We start from the raw sequence: 26895 nt of genomic DNA on the forward strand, positions 1-26895 counted from the left end.
CACCACCTAAAGCTTCAATGAATAAGGTCAACTTCCCTTTTGAGCTTTGCTGCCCGATTCATTCAGCACTGGGTAATCCTATCATCTTACAGATTTTCAATATCGATAGCTTCCTTTACTACAAACCTTTCATACCATCCGTTTAGAGGGAAATTGGCAACATTGACTATGTCCAGTTCTAGATGTTTAAGAATAAAAAGACCACCTCTTTCAATGATTCTAATTAGTGGATCATATACATCTAAGTATATTTGTGCATCAGGGTTTTTATCAGTATATTTCGCAAGTTGTAAATAGTATCCAAATACTTTTCCAACATATTTATTTTCATCTAGAAATTCAATTGCTTTCTCATTGCAATAATCCGAAATAACCACTTCTTCTTCATCACCTAATAACTTAGCTATATTTGCATATAAAGGCGGTACTGGCTTTTGTGATTGTTCTTTAAAGAAATGAGCTAATCTTCTCAGAAACTCATAGCCTAGATGAGTTTCTGACTGTGACAGATTTGACCCGACCACATCCCAATTAATACCATTTATTCTTTGCAAAGCCTTTTCCAAGTACATTTCTTCACCTCAAACTTTAATAGTCAATTTCATCATTCATGTGTTTAATAAAATCAGATCCTGAATCATATCCTGGGAATGGATCAGTCGGATTTGGAGCGGTCAGGTTAGCTTTATCATGTGCGTTTTTAGATGGATTAGTATCGTATACCTCTGTAACTGGATTCCATGTGGAACGATCCCTCAAAGGCATTCCTCCATCTAACGACCGAAACGGCTTCTAGCGCAATAGCCACATTTCGCCCAAATTCTTGAGCCTCGGCATAGCTAGCAGTTCCTGAAAACACTTTATCGTAATTAGCTGCAATTTCATTGATAGGAGTATAAAATTGTGCTCTCGCACTCTCTAAGAACGTATCCTTGACATCATCCCATGTAATATGACCGGTTGCATGGCTTTGCCGATAGTGAACATGGCCGGTATGGTCTGGGTATAGAATTTAGGCGAAGCGACATTGATGCTCGCAATGAAATTAAGCGTATCGGCGCCATCTTTCATCAATTAACTGACGGCCCCATCCGCAACGCCTACTGCGGTGAATGCGGATTTAAAACCCCAGGATGCGGTCTTGTCCTCGCTCTTGGCCCATTCTACTTTCCTTCCCATGTCAACGTCTGAATTGGCTACATGTAAAAACAGGTCAATCATGGTTTCTCTGACCATAATCAATCTGTTATTTCTTAATTATTGTACCTCAACTGATTTCTATAAACCTTCATTCATCATCCTCAAAGATAGCTTCAAATTCTTGATCGCTATAATCTCTATTGCTCGAAACATGATACCGTTGAGGAATTCCATTATGATCTAATACATGGTCAACAATTCCTTCCTCATCTGATACCACAAAAGTGATCTCATTATCCCCTTCATACTGTTTCGGCGTAATATCGGCAACGACTAACCACGCACTACCCTTTATTCTGTAAAATTCATTATAAAATTTCACGGAAACCTCAACATTATCATGGATCAATCCGTATAGATTATATTTTTCTTGGTAATCTCGCGCGATTTTAATGGCTTGACTTGCGGTTAGTTTCGTAACTCTTGTTTCTCCCATTATTCCTCAAATCCTTTCCAATTCGGCGGTGGCCATTCACCATTTCTTAGTTTAAATATATATCGTTGAGCTTCATATATTTCTTCCCCAAAAATTTTACGGCTTTAAAGCCGTAGCCTTACTATCTTATTTATTTACAATCTTTCAGCGTATCTATTTTATAGTCTTCAAAATGCTTTTGGTTAACTCACCAATTGACCCCTTATAGTCGTCTAAATCGAAGAACAGGTCATGCAACGGAGATTCAGATAATCTCGTCGTTGATCTGGTCCAACTTCGTATCGAAGGCGGTGGATAACGTCGTGAATTTCTTCATCTGCGAGCTATCCAAAGTCCCTTTGGCAGTCGTCATTAAGGCCGTATCCATCGTACTGATTCCGCGCCGGTTCTTTCATTCCCATCCTGGTTATCTAAGCGTCTTACTCTACAGTTGCACCGTATTTTGAAAAATTCGTTATAAAAGAGCACAACAAAAAAGGTCAATCATGGTGGCATTTGACCATAATCAACCTGATTGATGTACCGGAATAAAAGATTTGATTTGCGTACAAACACAATAGCGAAATCTTCATACAAGTATTACATGGGTTAGATGTGTTATTGGTTGAATGATGAGTTCATTCGGCACTGGGTAGCTCCCGCCAAAAGTAGAAGCCTTATCATTACTCTTGAACTATTGCCTTGAAAGGAGCATGACCAGTCTCTGCATTTCTTAATAAAGTTGGCTTTCTAAATCTAAGACTGCACCTCAACTTGAAAATAGCAGTATATTCATTCATATCTGCGAAATGAACATCTATCCAAATTGGCACTAATGGTTGCAGTCCACAAAGTATATTTACAGCATTATCCAAAGACAATTTCTTATTCCCTATGTTGTCCTCACTTAAAATGTTTAGCCGCATCATTTCATCTGCACCGTTTAACGGCTTGTCTATTTCTTTCACTGGCTCTATAACAAATTTAAAATCGGTAAAAGCCATTCCTTTCTTGTTTGAAATTTCCTCAATAGTTTTTAATAAGTTTTCTCTGAAAACGTCTTTATTCATCTGTTTTACTTCTTCCAATGTAATCACCTACTTTATTTGAGTACTGGAAACCTTAACTAATTCACTTGTGTTAACATAGCCCGAAGGAGTTGTTTCTATGGTGTAAATATCTAGCCACGCATTTTTAGTTCTCACTCCTGCTTGCTCAAGAACTTGTGGGAATAATTTCGCTTGCTCCACTGTAGGAGTGTAGTGACCGGATAAGTTAGATATGCTTCTAACCTGACCTTGACCATTAAGCGTTAACTTACCTGCTGCTTGAACTGACTCTCCATTCGCCAAAAAAGAATGCCCTCTTCCAATATGAAGGTTTCCATTCATGTCTACAACAAAAATCTACTTCGGTAAGACCATTAGTGTTTTTCAAGTATCCATTTTCGATACTGAAAGAAAACTCTTTTCCAGTTTGAATGTCATTAGGGAATCTATTTTTGATTTGTTGCACAGGTCTAAGGTTACCCATCCCCTTACCAAACTTCCGCTCCAAAGAAACCTGTATCTTCTCAGCCGTCTCTTTTGTAACTCTTGTAAGCCATTCTAAACCTTCGCCTACTGCCTTTGAGCCCGTTGCCAATTTGAACACGGATCCGGCTTCAGTGCTAAGCTTGGATGTCAGCTGTGCTGCTTTGGCACTTGCCCCAATGCCAATAACAACCGAAACGGCTTCTAGTGCAATAGCCACATTACGCCCAAATTCCTGAGCCTCGGCATAGCTAGCAGTTCCTGAGAACACTTTATTATAATTAGCTGCAATCTCTTTGAAAGGAGTATAAAATTGTGCTCTCGCACTCTCTGAGAACGTATCCTTAATATCATCCCATGTAATCTGACCGGTTGCAATGGCTTTGCCGATCGAGAAGATGGCCGGTATGGTCTGGGTATAGAATTTAGGCGAAGCGACATTGATGCTCGCAATGAAATTAAGCGTATCTGCGCCATCTTTCATCAATTGACTGACGACCCCATCCGCAACGCCTACTGCGGTGAATGCGGATTTAAAACCCCAGGATGCGGTCTTGTCCTTGCTCTTGGCCCATTCGACTTTCCTTCCCATGTCAACGTCTGAATTGGCTACATGTAAAAACAGGTCAATCATGGTGGTATCTGACCATAATCGACCTGTTCAATGTAACGGAATGCCGTTATTCAGGGTAAAGCATTTGATGTGCGTACAAACGTAATGACGAAATCTTTATACGGGTTACATGGGTTATATGTGTTATTGGTTATTGGTTGAATGATAGATTCATTCGGCACTGGGTACCCTTACTCTATAAAGTAGGGTAGTGCAAGTCTACCGTCCTTTCGGGTCGTATATAATCTCCAATTGTGACAACTGTCCTTTTATTTTATGTGCCAATAAAATGATTTTCTCTTTCTCTTCAACACTTAAATCGAACTCCGTACCTCCGCTTAATGCTTTTTCTATTGCATCGGAAACCAAATTATACTGACCTACATAGATTCTATTATCTGCCTTTAACATCGAGTCCACAATATATAAAGTGAAGACGATCTTTTCGGTAATGCCGTCATTCATAATAGGTTCATACTCATAAAAACATCTCGTGGCTGCTTCAATTGAGCTACCGTTGTAATCTCTTGTCCGTACCTTTTCAAAAAAGTCACCGACAAACTCGAATACTTCATTTACTAAAAAATCTTTCATTTTGCCCCTCCGTATACTGTTATTGTTATGGCAATATTCTCTGGTGGTTGTTGTGAACAACTTCAATAGTAATGTTTTTGTATCTCGCCATAAATTCTTCGATCACATTACTACAGCTTGCACATGGTGGTTTTTCTGTGAATAAGGTCAACTTCCCTTTTTGATCAAATTTATTCCCTAGCTGACTAGCCACATCATTCAATATTTTATATTCCGTATCTATATCTCTGAGTAACTCCCTGCCGTCAATAGTTGTATCTGTCGAAGCTTTAAATATTGGGTTAGTTGGTTTCAACGAGATATCTGATACAGCGCTCGCCGCTGACCTAGCGTCCGATAATACATCTATACCACTATGAGCATAAAACTCCTTCTTCAACCCAGGTATTTCCACCTGAGCTAATCCTACATTCCCACTACGCTTTAGGTCACTAGGCAAACTGCTTCTTATATTTTTAACTCTATTAATAAGCAAAGCATCAGTTGTCTCATCAAGCACTCTAGTTGTAAGTTTACCCGTCCCCATACCAAACTTCCGCTCCAAAGAAACCTGTATCTTCTCCGCCGTCTCTTTTGTAACTCTTGTAAGCCATTCTAAACCTTCGCCTACTGCCTTTGAGCCCGTTGCCAATTTGAACACGGATCCGGCTGCAGTGCTAAGCTTGGATGTCAGCTGTGCTGCTTTGGCACTTGCCCCAATGCCAATAACAACCGAAACGACTTCTAGTGCAATAGCCACATTACGCCCAAATTCCTGAGCCTCGGCATAGCTAGCAGTTCCTGAGAACACTTTATTATAATTAGCTGCAATCTCTTTGAAAGGAGTATAAAATTGTACTCTCGCACTCTCTGAGAACGTATCCTTGATATCATCCCATGTAATCTGACCGGTTGCAATGGCTTTGCCGATCGAGAAGATGGCAGGTATGGTCTGGGTATAGAATTTAGGCGAAGCGACATTGATGCTCGCAATGAAATTAAGCGTATCTGCGCCATCTTTCATCAATTGACTGACGATCCCATCCGCAACGCCTACTGCGGTGAATGCGGATTTAAAACCCCAGGATGCGGTCTTGTCCTCGCTCTTGGCCCATTCTACTTTCCTTCCCATGTCAACGTCCGAATTGGCTACATGTAACCATCGGTCATTAATTGCACCATCTACCTGCAAACCATTCAGGGCGCCGAATGCATTATACCAACTATTGTTCAGAACAATGTTCTGATACATCCCGTACCCCGTCAGGAAGTCCCTATTATAGGAACCCGTAACCTCTCCTGTGTAGAAACCTAGCTTCTTCATGTCTTTTTGCATGGCGGTAATGTCTTCTTTAGAGGTTACACTGTTCAGATGATTGATTGTGTCACGGAACATCTTATCGATCCGAATTTGTCCCCAATCCGTATTGGCGAAATTCAGCTCGAGTTTATCTATATCAAGGGTAGCGCCTTGATCCAACAACCCTAACGCTCGATCATATAATGACGAAGCTTTGTCTGCATCAGCCTCATACACGGCAGTGCGAAGCTGCTGGCGCAAATTCAGAACCTGCTGATTGGCCGTGTCCATGCTGAATGCAGGAAGCGTGAACCTGTCCCCGCCTTTACGTTCGTTAAGCTTGGAGTAGAGGGCGGAGATATTCGCTGTTTGTGTATTTACTGATGCTTCAAGCTGCGCAGCAGGCTGTGACCCGCTCGCCTTAATATCCCATAATGATTTCTTCTGACCGTACAGGGTCTCCATCGTTCGATCAAGCGCGCTTAAGTCGGACGTTGTCAGCACATAGCTTCCCATCCCGGCTTTCTTCGCCTTCTCGATGTCTCGGTCCAATTGATCGTATTCGGTTTCGAGAATGCTTTCCGCAGCACTGTTGCCCCGATAGACTTTGTCATTAACAGCTAACCGGATTCGGTCAGCGTTGATCTCATCCAGCTTCGTGTCGAAGCCTAACGACAATGTTGAATATTTCTTCATGTCCGCGCTATTCAACGTCGCTGAAGCCGTCTGCATAAGATTCGTATTCATCGCACCGGCGCCGCGCCAATAATCCGCCTTAGCCTTCAGGTTAATCTCGTTCCACTTGTCCAGATTAACGATTTTGTCCGCGCTGCCGTTGGCGCCAAGCACGTTCTTGGCAATAACTTTGTACTTCTCCAGATTCTTATCCGGCGCTTCCAACTGCCCCATGCGGTCCCATTCGCGGCGCTTCAATTCATACAGGAAGTCGTCCGCTTGCGCCTGCGTGACGTTGCTATTGCGACGAATATTCAGCGTTGCTCCCTTGTCCTTTAGCTCCTGCAAGTAGTTAAGCGCGTTGATCGCGTTATCGTATTTGCCTGTCTTTAAATAATCGTTAAGCTGGTTGCGAGCCGTATAAAAATTGTTGTTCAGCGCATCGACGGCCGTCGTGCCGAGTACACCCGCAACGCCTTCCGCCTTCTTCTGTATGCTCGTATAGATAGCCTGCTGCTGAGAAGCAAGCGCGGCATAATCATTAGGATCTGCGGCATCCGCCGTCGTCTTCGCCAGATCCAGGTACTTCCAATACAAGTCTTTAGCAGCTTTGATCTCGTTGTTCACCGTGTTCAAATAAGAGTTCTTATAATCGACCTTCAACCCGACCGCATCTAATTGTTTATACAGCTGGTTACGCGCAGCTTCTTCCTGCGCTTTATTGCTCGGCTGGGTTGAAGTGGATTTGGATACCTCGTTCCAGTAGCGAACATCGGCAACCTGGATCTGCTGCACGAGCTGCCCGAGCTTGCTTGAATCGATATTCGCCAAAGCACCTTGGAAGTTTGACTGGCTGTACAACGCTTTCGCAGCCTTCAAAGCATCTGCTGCATGCTCAGGGCTTCTCTTCAACGTAAGGCTTGCCCATTCGACGACACCATCTATAATGCTGTTATTCACGGCATCCATCTTATAAGAGTTTCCGCTCAATGAAGCGCCCTTCGCAACTGCACTCTGCATGCCGGACAATGCTTTATTCATTGCCGAAGCATCCATCGCGATTCTGGATTCATAATAAGCTTTCTTATTGGCGATGAATAAGGCATTCTGCTGATCTAGCAATACCATCGCATCCGTATGATCGTTGACATAAGGCTTCGCTCGCAATGCCTCTGCTGTCTTGTTCGCCGCGTTCATGGCATTGGTATCCATATTGGCGTAAGCCTGCCACCAAGCCTTCTTGGATTCCAACAATTTGCTCTCGTTATCCAGCTTTCCTGCTAGTTTTTTGCCGTAATCCTCATCCAATTGCTTGGAGTCCTTGGTCTCGAGCGCCCCCTTCGCCCGGAGGTCTGCTCCTTCTTTGCTGTACTTATCCATCAACGCTTGATTATCCTTCAAGCGCGCTTCCCACCAATTCCTTTTGGCATCTAGAAGCTGCTGATCGAGCTTGGCCTGTTCGGCGGTTGAGAGTTTCGCGCCATTCGTTGTTCCCGCTGTTCCAGTCTTCCCGGGAGCCGCACTGCCCTTTTGCAGGTTATCCCATTTCGCTTGATTCTCTTGATCCAGCTTCTTAGCGGCTTCCGTCTCTTGCGCGCCCTGGCTTCTTAGTGACGTGCCCCGCTTCGCTGCCTCGTCCATCTTGGCCTGATCGTTGGCGAAACGAGCATCCCACCAATCCTGCTTCGCCTTCTCAAGAGCGCTGTTCAACACCTCCTGCTTAACGATGTTGCCAACTACTCCTGCCGCAGTAGTAGGAGGGCTGATGACCGTGCCGCCCGAACCGCTTCCTGTCAGTGCTGTTTGCTGACCCTGCGCATTGTAAACGGTCGACGTCGACGAGGCGGAAGTCGGCTGATTCACTTTCATTTGGTTCAACGCAGATTTTGCCTGATCCAATGTCTGATCTGCTGAGATTGTCCCGCCTGCTTGACGCGCTTGCTCCGCTTTATCCTGTGCCGCTTTCATTGCATCCCGATTGCCGGATGCCGCTGCTGCCGCATATTCTTCCTTGGCCTGAACAATTGCCTGATTCGCGTTATATACCGTCTGGCTAACTGTCGTAGACGAAGACGAGGTCGTTGCAGTCGCTGTATTCTGAGTTGATGTTGAGCTCGATGTTGTACTGGGTTTTGTCGCATTCGTAGAGGTCGTAGACGTGGATGATGTGCTTGGTTTCGATGCAGCTGAAGAGGTCGCAGGTGCTGGCGAAGCCGTTGGCTTTGACGTTGATGTAGTCGAAGATGATGCAGGCGCCGTAAATAGCGGCTGCGATGGCACCATCCCGCTCTTCAATGCATTCGCATAATTAGCGAAGTAGTTCGTCAATTTGTAATTCTCCCCCTATATGTATGTAATTTTTAATAGAATTACAATATAAGGATATTTCCGCTTTTCGTCTACTAAAAATTGCATAAAGATGCATAATGTATCGATACTTATATATAAAATACAAAAAAAACCGCACAAGCGTATGCTTATGCGGCTTCTCTCATCCTATAAATTAAAAATCCAGAACTGTCCCGCCTCTTGGCGGAATACCGACTCCTTCGCCGTCACGCGCCCATCGTCCTGTTTTCCCTCATCGACTAGACCGTCATGGCCTCTGCGGAAATACGATTGGTTGTCTTGATTCGGATCCAACACATCGACCCAGCCATCGTTAGGTCGGTTCAGGAAATCATGCAGCACAATATAGTGCCCGCCCTGTGTAAAATGCCCCGGCCGCATCGAAGCGATCGCCATTCGTCTCGGCTCATTCAGCGCCTGCTTCACATCGTCCCAGACCGCGGTCTGCACGCACTTCAGACCATAACGAGCGGAGATGCTGCCGTAATAGCCCCATTCCGTTCCGTCATCATAGCTGCGGAAGCCGTGATCGAGACTGAACTGTGCCGTTTCCGGCGGAAGCACGACCGTCCCCTTCAGGTTCGTTATGACCATCGCCATGCAGGTAGGTCCGCAGCCGGAAGTGCCGATGTTCTGCTTCGGATCGCGATGATTGGAATACATAATGCCCTTCCATTGCGGATCCTCTTGGCTGTAATAGACGGGCGGCTTAGCGGGATATGGATTGTCGGCAGGTTTATGGCCGCTTGCATCCAATACGTCCGAGCAGAAGAGCACCTTCCACGACTGCGGACCGATTTTGCCGGCGGAGCTCCCGGTGTTGCCAAGCTTATTTATCGTCTTGAACGCATTAACGGCGAACAGCGTATTGGGTCCAAATTTGCCGTCCGCAATAAGCGGCTTGTTCGTCGAACCGCAGTAGCCAAGCTCGTTCAACCGGCTCTGCAGCTGCTGCACGGCCTGCACGAATGTCCCGGGATCAAGCCCCAGAACGCAATCCGGAATCGGCGGAATAGAAGCATCCGGCACGAAGCACCCCTCCTTCGTTATTTGAAGTTCCTGCGATTTACTTGCCTTGCGCCGCAATGGCAGCTTCGGCTATCGCCGCAGGGTCTTTCTTATAGTCCATCAGCTTATAATCCTTGAGCATCTGAACGAACGTAAGCGGCGACAGCTCGCTGATGAGCGACGGCGTGAAGACGACGTCCCAGCCGGTGCTGTCCTTGACGGCCTTAGACATGCCGCCCGCTATGTCACGGATGATCTCCGGCGGGATCGAATAGCTCGACAAGGACCGGTTGACGTTGCGAAGGAACGGCTCCGCCTGCTCGACCTCCATCTGCGACCATAGGAACGCCCCCAGTACGCCAATATCCGCGCGCGTTCGGCCCGCCATTGCGCTGCTAAGCTTCCAATTGCCAGGATCGACTGTTGCCTTCGCCGTATAGATCGGGCGGGTAATAAGCCCCGTTGCGATCGCATTGCCGAACGAGCCGGCGATTTCGCTGGCCGTCTCCATCCCTTCTGCAAATCCAGCCACCATGGAATCGACCGTCTCGGCTATTTTCTTGCCGAGCGCAGTGCCTCCGCAATAAGCGGTGCAACCTGCCACGAATGCCAGCTCGACTGCCAGCACCACCTTGCGTGCAATTTGCGACGCCACCCCGAGCGATGCCATTGTCGCGCCCCTCGCGAGCAATAATTCAACCAGTCGTTCCTGCAGCTTCTTGCCTGCCGCTGTCTTGATGATGGGAATCATCGCAATTTTCCCCTCAACCGCGAATCCCAGCACCAGTTTGATCATTTTGATCGCGCTGAACGTTCTTAACTCCGCCTTGTACCCTTTGTATTTTTGCTCCGCCTCTTCCGGTTTGTAGGCCGCCTGGCATTCCTCCCAAATCGCCCGTATGACAATGCTGACCATCTGTTTCCAGCTTGCGGTCGGAATGCCGAGGTAACACAATATAAGGCACACGAGCACGTTAGGATCGTCAATCTCGTCTGCCTTCAAGCCATTCTTCGCCCCGCCGTCCTCGTCACGCTGGACCATCGGTCCTATCGCCGCCGAATGGACAGTCTGCCGCTGAACAGCGGAACCTCCCTGGCCCTGCTGCACAACATGTGTCAGCTCGTGTGCAATCAGCCGCTTGCCCTCGGACGACTCGGGCGCATACTGGCCCGGCGCGAAGGCGATGTCGCCGCCGATCGTGAACGCCCGCGCGCCGATCGACTGCGCCAACCCGCCCGCGCGGCCGTCCGTATGCAGCCGCACGCGGCCGAAATCTTGGCCGAACCGCGGTTCGAAGTAGCTGCGCAGCGAGCTTGGCATCGGCGTCCCGCCGCCGCGAAGGGACTGGATGCCTGACTCGGTCTCGGGACTCATGTTAACCGGCGCTGCAGCGCCCGGAGCCGATCGCATAACCCTTCCTTCTTCTTCCGCTTCGCATTCCGCGCACTTGCGTTGTACCGATGCAGCGGGCATCCGCATCACTCGGTCCGCGACATTGTCCGCTTCCCGCTCGTACGCATCGCCTGGCTGGCCCATGCGAAGCTTCATCTGCACCAACTGCGTGACCGCTTGATTGCCTAGCGCACGCTGCAGCGCTACGAGCGTCGACCCGCGATGCGCCGCTTGCTGCTTTCCGCCGCGCTGCGCGTACGATTCCCGCAGGCCTCCCGCGGCCGCCGCCCGCGCCGATTCCCTATAGGTTCTCATGAACGGCTCACGCCCTTCTATCCATTAATCAACCACCTGATGAACAGTGCTGCTGCCGAGGTCGCCGCGCTTCCATGCTACATGGCGCTTGACCGTGCCGCGCGTCAGGAATGACTTCGCCCAGCCTAACACGGCGAATCGGCCGTTCACGTCGTCCGGTGTGCCGCTCTTAATGTCCTTCTCGCCCCGGTTAAAGTTATACCGGTCGATCTCGTGAATCGTGATCGTCATCGCGAATTGATTGCCGGACACCTTGACATAGGCGCTGCCCCAGATGATATGCCGGCCGATCGTTTTCTGCCAATTCTCGGTTGCCCCGCTGCCTACCCCGACGCTGTCGCCCGTCATCTCGAACTCCCCGGCGCCCGCCGCGGAAGAGATCGTCTCCGCATCGAGCTGCGCTGCTTTGATTTCGTTATCGACTGCATCTCGGACGACGCTGTCTTCCGTATACGCCTTCTCGTAATCGATGACAAGATCGGTGCCGGTTCCATCGCGATAATGCTGGTACGCCTCGGTTGCATCACCCAGCTTGCGCAGACCCAGATCGGTGAACGCGTCCGCCCCGGTACGCATCGCCCCCCACTTCGCCCACGAGAGGCGATCACCCGCCGTCGGTTTTTCCTTCGGATTAGGAATGAAATCCTCGTCGAACGCCATCGGTGGCTCCTTCGCTTCGCCAAGCCGATAACGAACTCCGCGCGCAGCCGCTTTGGCGCCGACCACCGCCTGCAGCTGCAGGAACGCATCGAATATTCCGGCCGCCGCGACCGGCGGCTTCCCTCCCTTGCCCGTCTTCGACGCAGCTGCTTTGGACGACGCTTTCGGCGCCGCCCATCCTGCGTATATACTTCCTGCTGCCGGACCCGCCATGGCAGTCTAGCGCTCCATCAAATTCGGATTGATGTAATAGGTGCCATCTTCTTTCATAATAATGCGCTTCTCTTCCTCCAACTCTCTCAGCACCTCGCCGACCCAACTATAATCCTCTCCGAACACGCTCGCCAGCGATAAAAGGTACTGGCCCGGCGCAACGATAAGACGCGCGATAATGAGCTCTTTGAACCAAGCGAAGCCGGGATCGGCTTTCTGCTCGCCGTAGTCTTTGCTGTTTGGCGCCGCCCACCAGCGGATTCGCCAATCGACGGGTAACGCATTTTTCTCCCTGCGGTCTTTCAATAGAATGGAGAAGCCAGAGCCATACGGTTTGTAAATAGCCGCGACCTCTGGCGCATCCGTCAAACCAAGCGCGAACTCCCCGGCTACGCCTACCGATGCAATATCTCCTGCGACAATGTCGACGCCGAAGCTGATCATCGGATTGCCGCCCACATCCGTGATCCAATGCGAGTTCCGCTTCTCTCCGCCTCTAACCTCGGTGAATAGAATCGTCCCCGTCACCACTTCGCTTCCGGTCCCCGAGCTGCTCGGAATCATCACATCCGTCTGTTCGCCCTCGCGTAGAACCTTAATGCCTTGCCCAATAAATCGAAGCTTATTGGCATTGGCGTAATCGGTTCCGTTGAACACTTGGACGCCGCGTGTGTCGGTCACCGTAATTTGCGCTTTGCCGTTAGCCGTCTGGACAGCGACACCATTGCCGCCGAACGCCAGTTCCTCGACACTGCCAAGCGCCGCGCCCGCTAAGCTTACCGCTACCTTCTGCGTGTCGGTGACCGTAATCTGCGCTTTCCCATCGACCGTCTTCACGACAACGCCGCTGCCGCCGAACGCAAGCTCCTTCACGCCGCCTTGCGCAGCAACGCCGCCGCCCGAACTGACCGCTACCTTCTGCGGCTCAGCCAGTACGCCCGGCAGATTCGTAACATCGATCGGATCAACGCCTTCGGAGCCATGCAGCGCCGCATGCGGCGCCGTCTGAACGTCGACCAGCACGTGATCGTCCATATACGGGCTCTTCTGCACGGTCACGCCCGGGCCGCTGAAGCTGAAGCGTCTGGCCTGCACATACTCGTCGCCCTGGGAATAGACGACGACCCATTGCGGATCGGCTAACAGTCCCTGCAGATCCGTCACGTTCAACGGATCGTGGCCGCTAGCCGAATGCGACAGCGCATGGGGGAGCAGCTTGCTTCCAGTCTTCTCTTCCTCGCGCAGCAGCCGCTGCAAAAGGGGATTGTTATATACGTACCGCCGCACGTTGCCAATCACCGATTCAATCTCGTCGTTCGCATCGATCGTAACGGCAGCAAGCGGCACGCCGCCTCCGCTTGTACCCCATGTCGAATCCGTCGTCTCAGCAAAATATTCCTGCACCCGCTCGTTCAACGCGCCATACGCGCCGAATACGATCGCGCTTACCGGCGTCTCCACCTGCTGGTGGGAGCCGCCGTCCAGCACGCCCAGCGTGCCCGATATCCCGGTTCCGGCTCCATCCGTCCCGTCGGCCGATGCCTTCACGTAGTATTTTCGTTCTTGCACCGTCCCTTTGGACGCGCCGCCGAGCACGAGCGACATCAGCTCTGACTGCAGCAGCGTCAAATGATCGCCCAGATGCTCCGTGACGATGAACTCGACGTAGTCCTCACCCATGTTCTGCAGCGCCGTCGCACGGATCGTCACCTCGAACGCATCGCCGGGGCTTACCCAGCGCGGAACGATCCGCTCCACGCGCACTTTGCCTTCCTCATACAAGACCGTCGTCTCGTACAATACCTTCGGCAGCGCAAGTTCCGGCTCTGGCGCCTCCGTCGTCCAGGACAGGCGCAGCCCTTCTTGCACCCGATTCGCCTCGCAGCCTCCGTCGCAGGAGGTGGCCCCGCCTAGCGCCGGCACCGTCTCGATCGTCCGTTCGTCATAATGAAGCATCAAATAAAGCGTCTTCGCTCCGCCGCCCTCGGGATAACCGTCCATCTCGCGAATGTCGGTTCGCAGCTGCTCCTTCGCCGCCACGATTTCCTGCCCGTCGCCGTCGATCGCAACGCCGGGGGCAACCGAGATGCCGCGTAAGCCGCTTCGCTCCGCCTGCAGGCCGCAGATGATGCCGGTGCCGTGCAGCAGACGATTGAGCATATGCCGCTTCTCGTTGAAGTAAGACTGCTCCGTCTCGAAATCGCGAACCGTCAGCAGCTTCCCATAGAAATAATGATTCCGTTCGTATACTTGAAGGCCGTTCTCCGGCATGGTTTCAACCTCCTACAATTGGCGAGGGATGATCCGCTCACCCAATAATAATCTGCGTGCTGCCGACGCGTCCTCGATCGGACGTGAGCGGAACCGCCCACCAGCGAACTTTATAATTCACCCGCGGAAGCGTCGTCGTTCCCGTTCGGCGATCGAACAACGTAATCACCATGTACCCTTCGGAAGGATAATAATTGTAATTGATAGCAGGCACGTTCGTGCCGAAGCTATCGCCGTAATACATGCGGACCGTTCCATTGTCATCCAGCAGCCCAATCGTAAAGCACAGGTCCTTGGTGTTCGTATAGAGATAAATTTTATCGGAGACGAAATGCCCTCCGGCCGGCACGTTGTCGAACGAGGCATAGCCGGAAATGCATTGATATGGGTTGCCCACGAAGAATGAGACGTGCCCATTGTCTTCATGCATGCTAACCTCTTGGCCGTTAAGACTGAAGCTGCCGGCAGTCATCCAATAATCGCCGTAATTGATGCGCATCTTCTGCGGCTCTGCCAGCACGCCCTGCAAGTTCGCGACGTTGATCGGATCGGAACCGCCCGCTTGATGGTTACCCGCATGCGGCCCGCCATTGCCTCCCGGAATATTGACGTATGCGACCCCGCCATCCTCGCTCACCGTCACGCCGTCGCCGACAAAATGGATGCTGCGGGTATCCGTATCCTCCGCGTGCTCGCCGCCTTGCGCGACGCCGATCTTCTGTCGATCGGCCAGAACGCCCCGCAGCCCCGTCACGTCCAGCTGGTCGATGCCGCCGGCTTCATGGGATCCGCCGTGCTTCGGCAACCGCTCGCTGCCGGTCCCTTCCAGCAGCCGGGCAATCAGCCGGTGGCTGTATATATAGGGGCGATGGCGGTCGTCGACCGCGGATATGAAACCTTGATTGTTCAGCGTCACCGAAGCGATCAAGATGCCTTCCGCGCCCGAGCAGCCGCCTTCCTGCCCGATCTGTTCTTCGAAATAAGCCTCGACCAAGCGTTCAGTCAGCGACTGCTCATCAAGAATCGAGACGATGCTCTCGGGCGTCGCTTTGTTTTCCTTGAAGCTGTTCATCTGATAAGCGATATTGCCGCCGAACCGCCCGATCTCGGCTCCCGCTTCCGATCGGACCGTGTAGCGGCGCTCGATAGCCGCGCCAGCGTCTAGCCCCGCGAACACGAACGTAAGCGAATCGCTCTGCAGCCGGATAAGACCGGACGACAGCGTCTCCTTCAACTCGATATCGAACGCGTCGCTCGGCGAGAGCATCACCAGCGCCGTCAGCCGAATGACGGCCTCGAACGTGTCGGAAGCACGGGTCCAGCGCGGCAGCACCCGTTCGATCCGAACCTTGTCATTCGCATAGAGGACCGTCGCCTTATGCGTGATCCCGGACCAGTCGTCCGCAGAAGTCGGCGGCGTTGCCGCCCAGGACAACCGGAACGTCTCAAGCAGCCGGTTGTTCTCGCAGCCGCCCGCCGACGCGGCGGCGGCGTCCGTCTGGACGGGTTGCCTCGCGCATTCGTCATAATGAAGCATTAGGTACAGCGTCTTTTGCGCTTGACTGTCCGCCGGATAGCCGGGAATTTCGCGGATATCCGATTGGACTGATTCGCGGGCGACGACAATCTCTTGGCCGCAACCGTCGAGCGCCGCGCCCGGACGAATGCGAATGCCTCGGTTCTCCGCGCTGGCGAGCGGCTCGACATGCAGCCCGCACACGACGCCCGCCCCGTAGAGCAGCCGGTTCAGCAGATGCCTTTTCTCGTTAAAATACGTTTGCTCGGTCTGGAAGTCCCGGACCGTCATTAACTTGCCATTGTAATAGCGGTTGCGCTCGAATGAGCGCAGCGATAGGTCGGCCACGCGCGAGCCCTCCTTCATATAAGTACCGTATCGAGACCGACGCTCGATTTGCCTTGGACGAAGCCGGATTTTCCGTCATCCGTCAGCAACGTATCCTGGCCGATGACCGCTCCGCCTGTTTCTTCCATCGCAGACGACGGCCGACTCAAGTACGTGTTCACACCCAGATACGTATGTCGGTCCAAATAAATCCATGGCTGCAGCGGCACGAGCGATGCGGCCGTATGCGCCGGCTTGTCGTCCTCGATCAAGCGGCGAACAGTCCGCCGTTCGCTCTCTTCGCCGGCCTGCCCCGTCTTCAGGAGAACAGTGAACCGGTAAGGGTCCTCGCCGAACAAGCGGACGAACGTCTCTCGCACCTCGGCCGACGCCGCGCAGCGGAGCTGGAACGTCTCGACGATGAACGGCCGCTCGCCGGTATACAGTTCGATGATCCGAAGCAGCCCTTCCCGAGTCCCGCGAATCCGATACAGCGCCGGAATTTCGCCGAGCAGCCGCCGAAGCTTCTCCTCCGGCCAGTTCTCGTCGTACGCGACATGAAGCCATCCCGCAAGCCAGCGAAGATATTCGCCGGATACGGCATCGGCATCGAACCATCTCGCGATCCGGTCGATCGTCCGCTCGGACGCGGATAAGAACGTTTCGAATAGGGATAGATAGCGCTCCAGAAAATCGCGGCCGTTCTGGTCTTCGCTATAGACGGCAGGCATATAGCGAAGGTACGACTGCCGCGGACACCATGCGGTAACGCTGCGCAGTTCGGGCGAACGGTCTCCCGACGCGATGAACCGTATGCGAAGCCAGATGTACCGCCCGCCGATGCCGCTGAGCAGCATATCTCGTGGATTCAGCCTCGCTTCCGACCAATCGAGTGCGTTGAGCGCGATGGCTTTCACCGACGGATCGATCGAGGAATCGGCCAGATATGCATCGAGATCGCGAACGGCGCCCTGCAGTTCCAGCCGCTTATGCTCGCCGTACAGCCATGAAACCTCGAGCTGCGCATTGTCCGGCACGGACGCGTCCAACACGAGCTTATGCCAGCGCATCGCCGCTTCGGTGCTGTCCAGCGCGGCCGAGAAGTAATAGCCTTCGATCAACTGCCCGGACCCGCCGCCAGCCAGCACGCTGCGTCGCTGCAGCGGAACGATGGCCGATTGCTCCCGGTTCCATGCGTACAGATCGCCGGACTCGCCGATGAACAGCTTGTGCGCCGGTCCCCGATATCCCGGGAGCGGACCGAGCGGTTCACCCAGCGTCCCGTATCGATGGATATACCGGTCCTCCTCGGCCCCATCGGACAGCGGTCGGCTTTCTCCGACATATACAACCCCGTCCGCATCCGCTGCCAAGCCGGCGGGCGCGGCGAGTGGAATGCCGAACCTACCTTTCTCAAGCCCTTCTCGGAACCGATGCACGCGCCGATGCAGGCCATCCAGCACATAGACATCGCCTGCCGCCGATACGGCGATCGCCGACGGCTGCGCATCGTCCAGCTCCTCCCGGCCGAAGACGCGGACGGCGCGGCCCGTGGCATCGAGCTGAAGCATGCGACGCTGAAGACGGTCCAGCACGTATAAGCTGCCTTCCCGCCAATCGACCGCCATCGCCCCCGCACGCCAATCGAGCGGTTCGTTCGAGGCTTCGCCGCTCGCGTGCGGCCAAGGTCGGCCAGTACGGTCGCCCGAAGCGTCGGCCGTCCATACCAATTGGCCGGTCAGCTCCGAGATGGCGCCGAGCCGCCGTTCGCCCGTGCCGGCCGCAAGATAGAGCATGCCGTCCCGATACGCGAGCCGCGTCGCCCCCTGCAGGCCGGATACTACGAAGTCCAGCATGTCGAACCAGCGACCGGCTGCGACATCGTACAGATCGAGCCGCCGGCCGCCTTCCCGAAGAAGATAGAGCGTAGGCCCGAGCCCTACCGCGAAGTCGACCGGCTCCTCGCCCGGAGGCAGCTTGATCGGTGCATAGACCGAATGAGCGGCATACACCGGCTTCTCGCTTAGCGCCAGGCCGCCTTCCGGCAATTCGCGAAGGCCGGCCATCAAACCCCGCCGCCACATGTCCGGCCGATTCAGTACGATATAGCGTTCGTCTTCCCGATTATCTGACGCTGTCATAGTAGCCTCCTTGCGTCGCGCAGCCTATATCTCCGCTCGCCGCCGTCACTTGGTGCCGGTCGGAGTAGACGAGGCCGAAAGGCGAGATGGCGAGGCTGCCGTCTTCCGCCTGCGAGAATGTTCCCTCCGAGGCCAGCAGCCGCACGTTCGCTACGGCATCCACGCCGGCTACCCCCTCGAGCACTTCATAGACTTCCGATACGTATACCGTCCGTCCGAATGGCCAACCCCGCCCTTCCGGCCCACCGGTCAGCGGGTGCAGGAACCGGTTCAATGCGTCGGCCGCCTTAGCCGCCGTCGTGTCCGTCCCATAGCCCTGCCGAACGCTCACTTCCGCCTCGACCGCTACCTTCACGTAATTCGGCGGCAGAACCCGCAGCTCAGTTCCGAGCAGCCGATGGCGGTCAAGATGGCGGCATACCGTGCGCAGGAAGCCCTCGCTAGGCAGCGGATTCGGATATTCGCTCAGCGGCACAATCACGACGGTCACGCGCCCCTCGACGGCCCTGCCATCTTCGCCCTGCAGCGGCACCGCCTTCGCCCGCGCGACGCGAAATCCCGGCGTCGACAGCGCGAGCATCTCGTAGTCCTCGGACGTGACAGCCCGCTGGACGGAGGCCAGCTCGCTGCGCGCGCGGCTCTTGGCAGCCGACAGAGTCTCGGCCGCCGCCCCGCCGACAGCGGGCTTGCGATTCACGACAGCCAGCCCCGCCAGTTCGCTTGAAGGCTGGACAAATCCGCTAATGCTGCCTGCCGGAACGTTGCCGCGGTCGCCTTCCGTCACCGCATAAACGCTAAGCACGATATTCTCTTCCTTGCCGAGCGGCACCTCCGGAAGCCTGCCGGTGATGCCGTCGCCGAACGTGATGATACCCGCATCGGCATCGAATGTGTAATGGCGGTCTTCTCGCCCGGAACCATCAAGCGAATCGACCCGCGTCCAGCGTACCGGCTGAGCATCGCCACCTTCAGGCGGCGTTTCGATGATGTCCAGCCCCAAGCTGTCCGGCAGTGCAGTGAGTCGGTCCAGCCGGAACGTCTGCCAAGGCAGCCCGCTGCCGCGTCCAAGCGTCTCGGACAACGTATCCAGCTGCACGGCGCCGACTGTATGAAGCATGATCGCATCCACGCGGGGCGGCATCTCGTAGCCTGGGACGGTCACGACCGCGCGCAGCCAATAGCAAGCCAATTCGCTGATGCCCGGCAGCGCCCGGCGGGACAGGCTCGCTGGAGCCGCGAATCGCAGAGCGCCGCTGCGGCTCAGCATCGCCGTCGCGTCCTGAACGAGCGGCAGCGCCATCCAGCCGCCTTCATCGCCGTCGCTCCAATATTCCCACGACACCGTCGCGGACGGGGCAAAGTCCGCTAAGTCTTGATCGGATAGCATCGCGGCATGCGCGCCTTCGCCATCGGCCAGCTGAAATGTCAGCGAGATCTCGATCCCGGCGGGCAGCGGCGCATCGAAGCCGATATACAGCCGGCTGCCCAGCTCAGCTTTCGGCCCGAACGCCGCATAGTGCAGTCCGCCCCGGCGATTAGCGTCCGTGTGGTCGATAACGCCTCCGGCATGCGCGCTGACGATCCGCGCAAGCTCGGCCGGCACGACCGTCAGGTCGCGCTCGATCTCGAAGACGAGATCCTCGGCGGCAAGCTTCGTGCCCTTCGGCACGGTGACGGGCGAAGCCGCTCCCGGCGGCAGCCCGAACGTCACTTCCGTCCGCGCAGGTCTCGCATCGCGCGGGCGGACGCCAAGCAGCTTCAAATAGTTGCGTTCGCTGTCCGGACGGATTTGGTCCATATAAAATTGCTGCATCTCGGTCAGCCAGCCGAACAGATCGAGCATCGTCATCCCGGGATCGTGCAGATTATGGTCGGTCCACTGCGGCGCGAGCCGCGGTATCGTCTTGACCGCTTCGTCCGTCAGCTGCGCAAACGTCTTGTCATCCAGATTCGGTATCGGTAACACGGACATGACTCCTTACATCAGGATCTTTGAGCGGAGCTCAAAGTCACTCCTTAGCTACATCAGGATCTTTGAGCGTGACATCAGGAACTTTGAGCGGAGCTCAAAGTCACTCCGCATTCTCAAAGTCACTCTGCTGCTACATCAGGATCTTTGAGCATGACATCAGGATCTTTGAGCGAAGCTCAAAGTCACTCTGAATTCTCAAAGTCACTCCGAATTCTCAAAGTCACTCTGCTGCTACATCAGGATCTTTGAGCATGACATCAGGATCTTTGAGCGAAGCTCAAAGTCACTCTGCTGCTACATCAGGATCTTTGAGCGTGACATCAGGATCTTTGAGCGTGACATCAGGATCTTTGAGCGGAGCTCAAAGTCACTCCGAATTCTCAAAGTCACTCTGCACTCTCAAAGTCAACTGCTTCGGCCCGTCGGCGGCTTAATCGCAATGGACGGTTCTCCTGCGCACACAAGCGCCTGCGGCAGCGCCCTGACGTCCGCCGGCTTCTCCGGCGAGATATCGAGCGTCTGCCCGCTTCCTTCATCCCGCAGCGTCATGCTCAGTTTCTCGACATGGTCGGCATGCGGAAGCCGTTCGAGCAGCGCATAGAAGTCGGACAGCGCCGGCAGCGTGCCGAACGACCATCCGCGCCCGTCGTCCCCGCCGGTCAGCGGATGCAGGTACGCCTTGATCCGGCGTGTCGCTTCCCGCTCGAGCAGCGGCACGGTTGCGAAATCGTCGGCGACGATCGATGCCGTAACGGTCACTTCGATATAAGCCGGCCCCGTCACGCGCACCCTGCCCGGCGCGGCCGCCACGTTGCTGGCGCGCGCTCGCAAATAATCGAGCACCTGGCGCCGCAGCCCGATCGACGGACGCGGCCGTTCTTCCCCGCTCTGCGGTACGATGACGACGCTGATCCAGCCCGTTTCGGCCTGACCTCTGTCGTTAACGCCCGACAAACACTTGACCTTGGCAAGCCCTTGCGCCGCCTCGGCGGCAAGCTCTTCGTAATCCTTCGCCGTGACGGCTCGCCCGCGATGGCGTACGCGCTCGGGCCCCCGCTCGGCGACGCGCTCGATCGTCTCCGTATCGAAGCCGCCCTCCGCGGGTTCGGGATTGCCGACCCGGTCGACGTACGCGATCGAGGTGCGCAGCATCGCCAACTCACCGCGCGCAACATTCCCCCGGCTGCCGCCGCCCGCCTGATAGCTGCACCGGATGTTGTCGGTGCCGACGGGCGGAATTCGGCCATGAATGCCATCGCCGAACGCAATGGCGCCTGTCGTCGGATCCAGCTCGTAGTGGCGGTCGTCGGGCGAAGAAGCGGATAAGTCGTCGGTTCGCGACCAACGGACCCAGAACGCCGCCGTCTCGCCGTCATCTCCTAACGTCTCGCGATATGCCGACTCGCCGCTCTCGCGGATCGCTTTGCGCTCGCCTTCAGACAGCGCCGAGCGCTCGTCGATCTCGACTTCCTCCGCCAGCACCGGCGACTTCGCGAACGCGAATGCCAAGCCTGCCGTGCCGCGGCTCGAGCCCAGCGTCTCGCCTTGCACGCTCTCCGCCTGCACCGCCATTGTCGTGTTGCGGTGAATGCCCAGCAGTTTCGGCGAAGGCGCGAAGCCCGGCACCGCATCTTCCGGCGACGTCCCGAACCATTGCGCCTCTTCGTCGCATGGCGCCGCGCCGCAACCGCAGCCGCAATCCCCCGATGTTTCCTCCGATGCCAACGAGCCGTCTAGCAGCCGCGTTCGTTCGGCTGCCAGCTGTATCTGCGCGCCGGAGCTCGCATAAGCATTCGGCTGCGCCGGGCGGCGGGACGTCGGCACGAACCGCGACTCGACATCGAGCGCGCGCAGCCAATACAGCCGGCGGCCGAACCGCGTCGCAGGTGCCAGATCCGCCGGGCCGACGAATTCGATGCAGCCGCTCTTGGTCAGATGCTCTGTATCATCTCGGACATCAAGCCGGCCCCAGCCGCTCTGCCCGCCTTGCGAACGGTAATATTCCCAGACTAGCCGCGGCCGTGCGTCCTCGCCGTACGCTTGCTCGGCCATCGAGAAGTACAGCGAGATCGGCCCTTTGAGCGGCGGCGCGTCGAATCCAAGATACAGTGCCGCGCGGTTCGTATCCGGCATGGCGAATGGCTCGATCGCCTGCCAGGACCGAAGCGCAGACGTGTAGTCGACGGAAGTCAACTGATTGAATGCGATCGCGTGCTGCACGTTCATAGCCGTCGCGGTTGTCATCTCGCTCTGGAACGTTAGGTTCGACAGGCACGGCACGATATATCGCGGAACAAGTCGATACGTCTTATCTCCCTGCAGCTCCTCTCGGCCGTAGTCGCCGCTGACGATCCGCACCCGTATCCAGCGGCGCTGCTGCCCGAGCACGGGCGTATCCGCAAGATCGTCCGGAACAGTGAACGTCAGGCTTCGATCCTCGGCCGACTTCGCCTGGAAGTGCTCCGTCACGCCGGGCAGCGCCATCCAGCCGCGGCCGTTCCAATACTCCCACGACAATCGCGCGGATGTGGCATCCGCCACCGAGCTATCGGACTTCTCGTGCCTGAGCTTGAACGAAATCACGGCGCTGCTGCCTCGCTTGGACAGCGTCTCGTCGTGCGCAAGGTACAGCGTATCGTACAACCTCGGCGCCCCGCCGAACGGATAGAAGCTTCCCTTCGCATCGATCGGCACATCGTTGGCGAAAGCCAGCTCGGGAGCCGTCCCGTTCTGGACGATCGTCGCCGCAATGCTGCGGATGCGCAGCTCGACGAGCGAAGCCGCTCCGCCGATATATGCGCCTCGAATCCAACGACTTGCAATGCCGTTGATCTCTCGTTCGCCGAAAGCGTCCGCCCCTGTCTTGCGAAGCACCAGCCTTCCGGCGCCGACCTCCTGCAAGAACGGCTTCCATCGGCCTTCCTCCGACCAGTACTCCCATCTGACCAACTGTCCATAACGCTTCGCCAGCACGCCGCCGTCTTCGCCGTCTCCCGTCAGCCGCAATTCGATTCCGACAGGGGAGCTGAGCTGGAACAGCTCCGAGTGGCCAAGGTACAGCACATGCGCCTGTTGATTGCGGCCTTCCCACAACTCAAAGCTGGTCAGTCTAGTCACCGCCGCGCCCTCCGGAAGAATGCCGATCGGTGCGCTCGGCGTCACTTCCAGCCCTTTCACGGCGGCGACTTCGACATACTCGCTGTAACTTGCGCCGACTTGGATGGCGGCAGAGGCCGTCGCAGAGCCGAGCGGCACGGCCAATCCGGCGGACGGTGATGCCGGAAGTCCTGCGCCCGTAGACACGAGCAGCACGTCGCCGGGCTTCAGACCTTCGGCTGCCATTAGAAGCAGCTTGCCGCCCGATGCGTCGGTACCCGTCGCGAGCCGCGTCGAGAATGGCGCGATCGGCCCGTCAAGAAAACCTCCCGGCGCACGGATGACCGTATCTGCCATAGGGTCGACCGCGACCGCCTCCACCAGCTTCGCAGGCGTCGCAACGATGGCGCGCTCCGTCTCGAACGGAATCGGCTTGCCGCCGCCGCGATCCGGCGCGGCCGCCCCCGTGCGGGCCGGTATAAGCACCGGCTCGGACGCGCCCGTGCTCAGATGGAACGTCAGCGGGACGCGAGACGACCGGGCAGGCATCCGCTTGATGCCCAGCATGTCGAGATACGCGATATAGTGCTTGCTTTGCACCTGGTTCAACCGATCGAGAATGCCGCGATACATGCCGGCGAACAGCTTCATGACCGCCACGCCGGGATCCCGGTCGTCGTCGGCCTTCCACTCCGGCGTATAGTATGGCACAAGCTCGCGCAGCTGCCGGATGATCGTCTCCGTATCTCTTGCATCCAGTAACGGGGCCTTCATTACCTCACCATTCCTTCGCGGCTATCCTTCCCGTAGATAGAAGGGATAGACTCGATTGTATTGTTGATTCGTCGCCCGAATGCGATAGCGCAGTTCGACATTCATCCTGCCGGTCTCGCCGTGCTCCGCGGATGCGGTCACGTTCAGCACCTCGATGCGCGGCTCCCAACGGGCCAACGCCTCGGCGACCATCGACTCGGCCATGCCGAGCATCGTCGTGCTCATCGATTCGAACGCGTAATCATGAATGCCGCAGCCGAACTCGGGCCGCATCACTCGCTCGCCCTTGGCGGTAAACAGAATGATGCGGATCGACTGCTCGATATCGTCTGCTCCGGACGCCATCGCAACGCGCCCGGTCAGATGGTCGACCCGAACCGGGAACGCCCAGCCGGTGCCGAGAAATTCGTCTGCCATTTGGCTGCCTCCTTGTACGTGCTTCTCAGCCGATCATGACCGTTGGTTCGCCCATCATAATAGCGTTAGGCGGTCCGGCCTCCATGATGGTGTCGCCCATGCGGGCAGCCGGCATGCCGTTGATGAGCACCGTTGCGCTGCCCATCGCCACCATCCCGCCCACATGCGGATTCGGCGTGGCCGCAGGGCACATATGGAAATCGGCGCCGACTCGCCAAGCCGGCTTCCCGCCGATCAGTACGTTCGCACTGCCCGGCCCGGGGCTCAGCGGCGCGCCATGACTCGTCGCATCGCCCATTCTTGCTGCTGGCGGCATGCGCATCTCCTCCTTATGGCGCACGGACTGACCGAAGCAGCAGGAGATGTCCTGCTAGCCCCGCAGCCGCCGCGCTTATCAGTTGATTTGGACCAGCGCGCCCTTCAGCGTCAGCGTCCCGCCCGCCTTGATCGTCATCATCGAATCGGCTTCCAGCTCGACCGTCGGCGCCTTCATCCGCAGCTTCATGCCGCTTTCGACGGTGATTTCACTTTTGGCCGAATCGATGACAATCTTATTCGAACCGCTCTTGTCGACGATCTGAATCCGCTCCCCGCCGCTCGAGTCGTCGAGCACGATCTGATGACCGCTCTTCGTCATCAGCGTGATCGAGCCCTTGCCGTCCTCGTCGTTGAACGTCAACTCGTGGCCGCTGCGCGACTTGATCTGGCGGATATGGTTCTTGCCGTCGCCGCCGTCCTGCGGCGGCTTATCCTCGCCGTTCCAGAGAGCGCCGAGCACGTACGGGAATTGGATATTGCCCATCTCGAACGCAACGAGCACCTCGTCTCCTACTTCCGGCAGGAAGTAGGTTCCGCGCTCCTTGCCCGCCATCAGCGTCGCGATGCGCGCCCAATAGCTTTCGTCTTCGCCGCCGTGCCACGGGTATTTCACTTTGACCCGCCCCATGTTCTCGGGGTCCTGAATGTTCGTTACGATCGCGATCGCGACGCCGTTCATCCGCGAATCCCCGCTCCGGGATTCAGACTGCAGCAACTCGTATAGGCTCATATCGCGCTCTCCTTCACATGAAACGTCGTATGGTATCCGCCGCTGCCAATCGTGTGCACCGTCTTCTGCAGGTAATATACTTTGCTGAACTTGCTGCCAAGGCCCATCAGTCGGATCGTCTTCCCCGGAAGCAGCTCCGGCAGGCCGACGGTTTCGCCGGTGCCGGTGACAAGCCCTTCCGCATGGTTGTTCAAAATCGAACGCGCGAGTTGGTCCGCCTCCTCCTGCGAGAAAATCGGAAACGTAACGTTCTCCCGAATCGTATCCCGCGTCAGCCCCTGTACCAGCTGGCCGCCGGTCTGGCCGCCGCCCGAGCGGATGACAAGCTCGTCGCCGATGCTGGCCTTGCCGACGATTTCCTTCTTCGCCTTGGCGTCCCAACCTCGCACCTCGACCTCCGCCACCTGGTTCGCGAGATTGATCTCAGGCTCGAATCGGTTCAACGTCTTCTGCCATTCCAACGTCACGACCGGCTCGCTATCCTTGGCGGGCGGGCGAAAATGCAACGTCTCGCCGAATACCGAGAACTCGTAATAATTCATGCGGGCAAGCTCCTGAATGAACTGGTAGTCGCTCTTGCCGGCTTCCTTCACGAGCTTGGGCACTTTCACTTTCGTATCCTCGACTTCGCTCTTCAAGTTGTAGGCCGAGAACGCCAGCCGCGATACCGCGTCGCTGTGCTTGATCTCGTCCCAGGAACGGGGAGCGCTGCCCTTCATCAGCAGATGCGACAGGTCGAATCCGCTGATGTCGAGCTGCGGCAGCCCGCTGGCGGGATACCGCGTCGTAATCGACGTAATGACGCCGACCAGCATCAGCTCGCGCCTCGCGCCGTATCCCATCCGAATGTGCACCTTCTTGCCGGCGGGGAGAAACGTATCGATCCACTTCAGATCTTTCTTGACCGGGTCGTAAGCGTTGTCGATCGTGAAAGAGAAGTGGTCCGCCTCGCCGAGCGAATGCTCGACCGACAAGCTGACGATTTCCATCCCTTCGCGCAGCAAATTTCGGCCCGCAACTTCAATTTCGAAGGAAGGCGCGTAGAAATTCCCGTATTTTTTTTCAAGTTGAATGAAATCCATCCCGC

At 55.6% G+C, this 26895-nt stretch carries 20 protein-coding genes; all 20 read right to left on the minus strand.

The window, feature by feature from the left end; all coding sequences use genetic code 11:
- Window positions 1-86 precede the first annotated feature (86 nt).
- Entirely contained in the window at window positions 87-572 is a 486-nt protein-coding gene (locus H8B09_RS27035) for a hypothetical protein (RefSeq protein WP_191206720.1), read from the minus strand.
- 716 nt (window positions 573-1288) lie between these two features.
- Window positions 1289-1636, minus strand: a complete 348-nt coding sequence (locus tag H8B09_RS27040) for a hypothetical protein (RefSeq protein WP_191206721.1) — start codon at window positions 1634-1636, stop codon at window positions 1289-1291.
- A 244-nt stretch (window positions 1637-1880) separates the two neighbouring features.
- A complete protein-coding gene (locus H8B09_RS30940; RefSeq protein WP_263576163.1) occupies window positions 1881-2003 on the minus strand; it encodes a hypothetical protein in 123 nt (40 codons plus the stop codon).
- 295 nt (window positions 2004-2298) lie between these two features.
- Window positions 2299-2703: a hypothetical protein gene (locus tag H8B09_RS27045; protein ID WP_191206722.1), complete on the minus strand. Its 405-nt coding sequence runs from the start codon at window positions 2701-2703 to the stop codon at window positions 2299-2301.
- Between the two features lie 9 nt (window positions 2704-2712).
- On the minus strand, window positions 2713-3006 hold the full coding sequence (locus tag H8B09_RS31465) for an IQM protein middle domain-containing protein (RefSeq protein WP_502572622.1): 294 nt from the start codon (window positions 3004-3006) through the stop codon (window positions 2713-2715).
- The gene (locus H8B09_RS27050) at window positions 2933-3781 is read right to left on the minus strand and encodes a hypothetical protein (RefSeq protein ID WP_191206723.1); all 849 of its coding nucleotides are present in this window, start codon (window positions 3779-3781) and stop codon (window positions 2933-2935) included. Before H8B09_RS27050 ends, H8B09_RS31465 begins: the two co-directional genes overlap by 74 nt.
- Window positions 3782-3979: 198 nt before the next feature.
- The gene (locus H8B09_RS27055) at window positions 3980-4354 is read right to left on the minus strand and encodes an Imm3 family immunity protein (protein ID WP_191206724.1); all 375 of its coding nucleotides are present in this window, start codon (window positions 4352-4354) and stop codon (window positions 3980-3982) included.
- Window positions 4355-4379: 25 nt separating this feature from the next.
- Window positions 4380-8636, minus strand: a complete 4257-nt coding sequence (locus tag H8B09_RS30805; protein ID WP_224754067.1) for a deaminase domain-containing protein — start codon at window positions 8634-8636, stop codon at window positions 4380-4382.
- Between the two features lie 168 nt (window positions 8637-8804).
- On the minus strand, window positions 8805-9686 hold the full coding sequence (locus H8B09_RS27065) for a peptidoglycan-binding protein (RefSeq protein ID WP_191206725.1): 882 nt from the start codon (window positions 9684-9686) through the stop codon (window positions 8805-8807).
- A gap of 37 nt (window positions 9687-9723) precedes the next feature.
- Entirely contained in the window at window positions 9724-11373 is a 1650-nt protein-coding gene (locus tag H8B09_RS27070; protein ID WP_191206726.1) for an eCIS core domain-containing protein, read from the minus strand.
- Window positions 11374-11397: 24 nt separating this feature from the next.
- On the minus strand, window positions 11398-12246 hold the full coding sequence (locus H8B09_RS27075) for a hypothetical protein (protein WP_191206727.1): 849 nt from the start codon (window positions 12244-12246) through the stop codon (window positions 11398-11400).
- Window positions 12247-12252: 6 nt separating this feature from the next.
- Window positions 12253-14517: a hypothetical protein gene (locus H8B09_RS27080; protein WP_191206728.1), complete on the minus strand. Its 2265-nt coding sequence runs from the start codon at window positions 14515-14517 to the stop codon at window positions 12253-12255.
- 37 nt (window positions 14518-14554) lie between these two features.
- Complete coding sequence (locus tag H8B09_RS27085) at window positions 14555-16381, minus strand: hypothetical protein (RefSeq protein WP_191206729.1); 1827 nt, start codon at window positions 16379-16381, stop codon at window positions 14555-14557.
- A 14-nt stretch (window positions 16382-16395) separates the two neighbouring features.
- Complete coding sequence (locus H8B09_RS27090; protein WP_191206730.1) at window positions 16396-18501, minus strand: phage tail protein; 2106 nt, start codon at window positions 18499-18501, stop codon at window positions 16396-16398.
- Complete coding sequence (locus H8B09_RS27095) at window positions 18485-20467, minus strand: putative baseplate assembly protein (RefSeq protein WP_318152786.1); 1983 nt, start codon at window positions 20465-20467, stop codon at window positions 18485-18487. The genes H8B09_RS27090 and H8B09_RS27095 overlap by 17 nt, the downstream gene beginning before the upstream one ends.
- 411 nt (window positions 20468-20878) lie before the next feature.
- Entirely contained in the window at window positions 20879-24343 is a 3465-nt protein-coding gene (locus H8B09_RS27100) for a putative baseplate assembly protein (protein ID WP_191206732.1), read from the minus strand.
- Between the two features lie 21 nt (window positions 24344-24364).
- Entirely contained in the window at window positions 24365-24760 is a 396-nt protein-coding gene (locus H8B09_RS27105) for a GPW/gp25 family protein (RefSeq protein WP_191206733.1), read from the minus strand.
- A gap of 25 nt (window positions 24761-24785) precedes the next feature.
- On the minus strand, window positions 24786-25082 hold the full coding sequence (locus H8B09_RS31355) for a PAAR domain-containing protein (protein WP_397376103.1): 297 nt from the start codon (window positions 25080-25082) through the stop codon (window positions 24786-24788).
- 72 nt (window positions 25083-25154) lie between these two features.
- Window positions 25155-25808: a phage baseplate assembly protein V gene (locus H8B09_RS27115; protein ID WP_191206735.1), complete on the minus strand. Its 654-nt coding sequence runs from the start codon at window positions 25806-25808 to the stop codon at window positions 25155-25157.
- Window positions 25805-26890, minus strand: a complete 1086-nt coding sequence (locus H8B09_RS27120) for a phage late control D family protein (protein WP_191206736.1) — start codon at window positions 26888-26890, stop codon at window positions 25805-25807. Before H8B09_RS27120 ends, H8B09_RS27115 begins: the two co-directional genes overlap by 4 nt.
- Between the last annotated feature and the right edge of the window lie 5 nt (window positions 26891-26895).

Origin of the sequence: Paenibacillus terricola (genome assembly GCF_014779765.1) — a bacterium.
In the GTDB taxonomy this organism is placed as follows: Bacteria; Bacillota; Bacilli; order Paenibacillales; family Paenibacillaceae; genus Paenibacillus_T; species Paenibacillus_T terricola.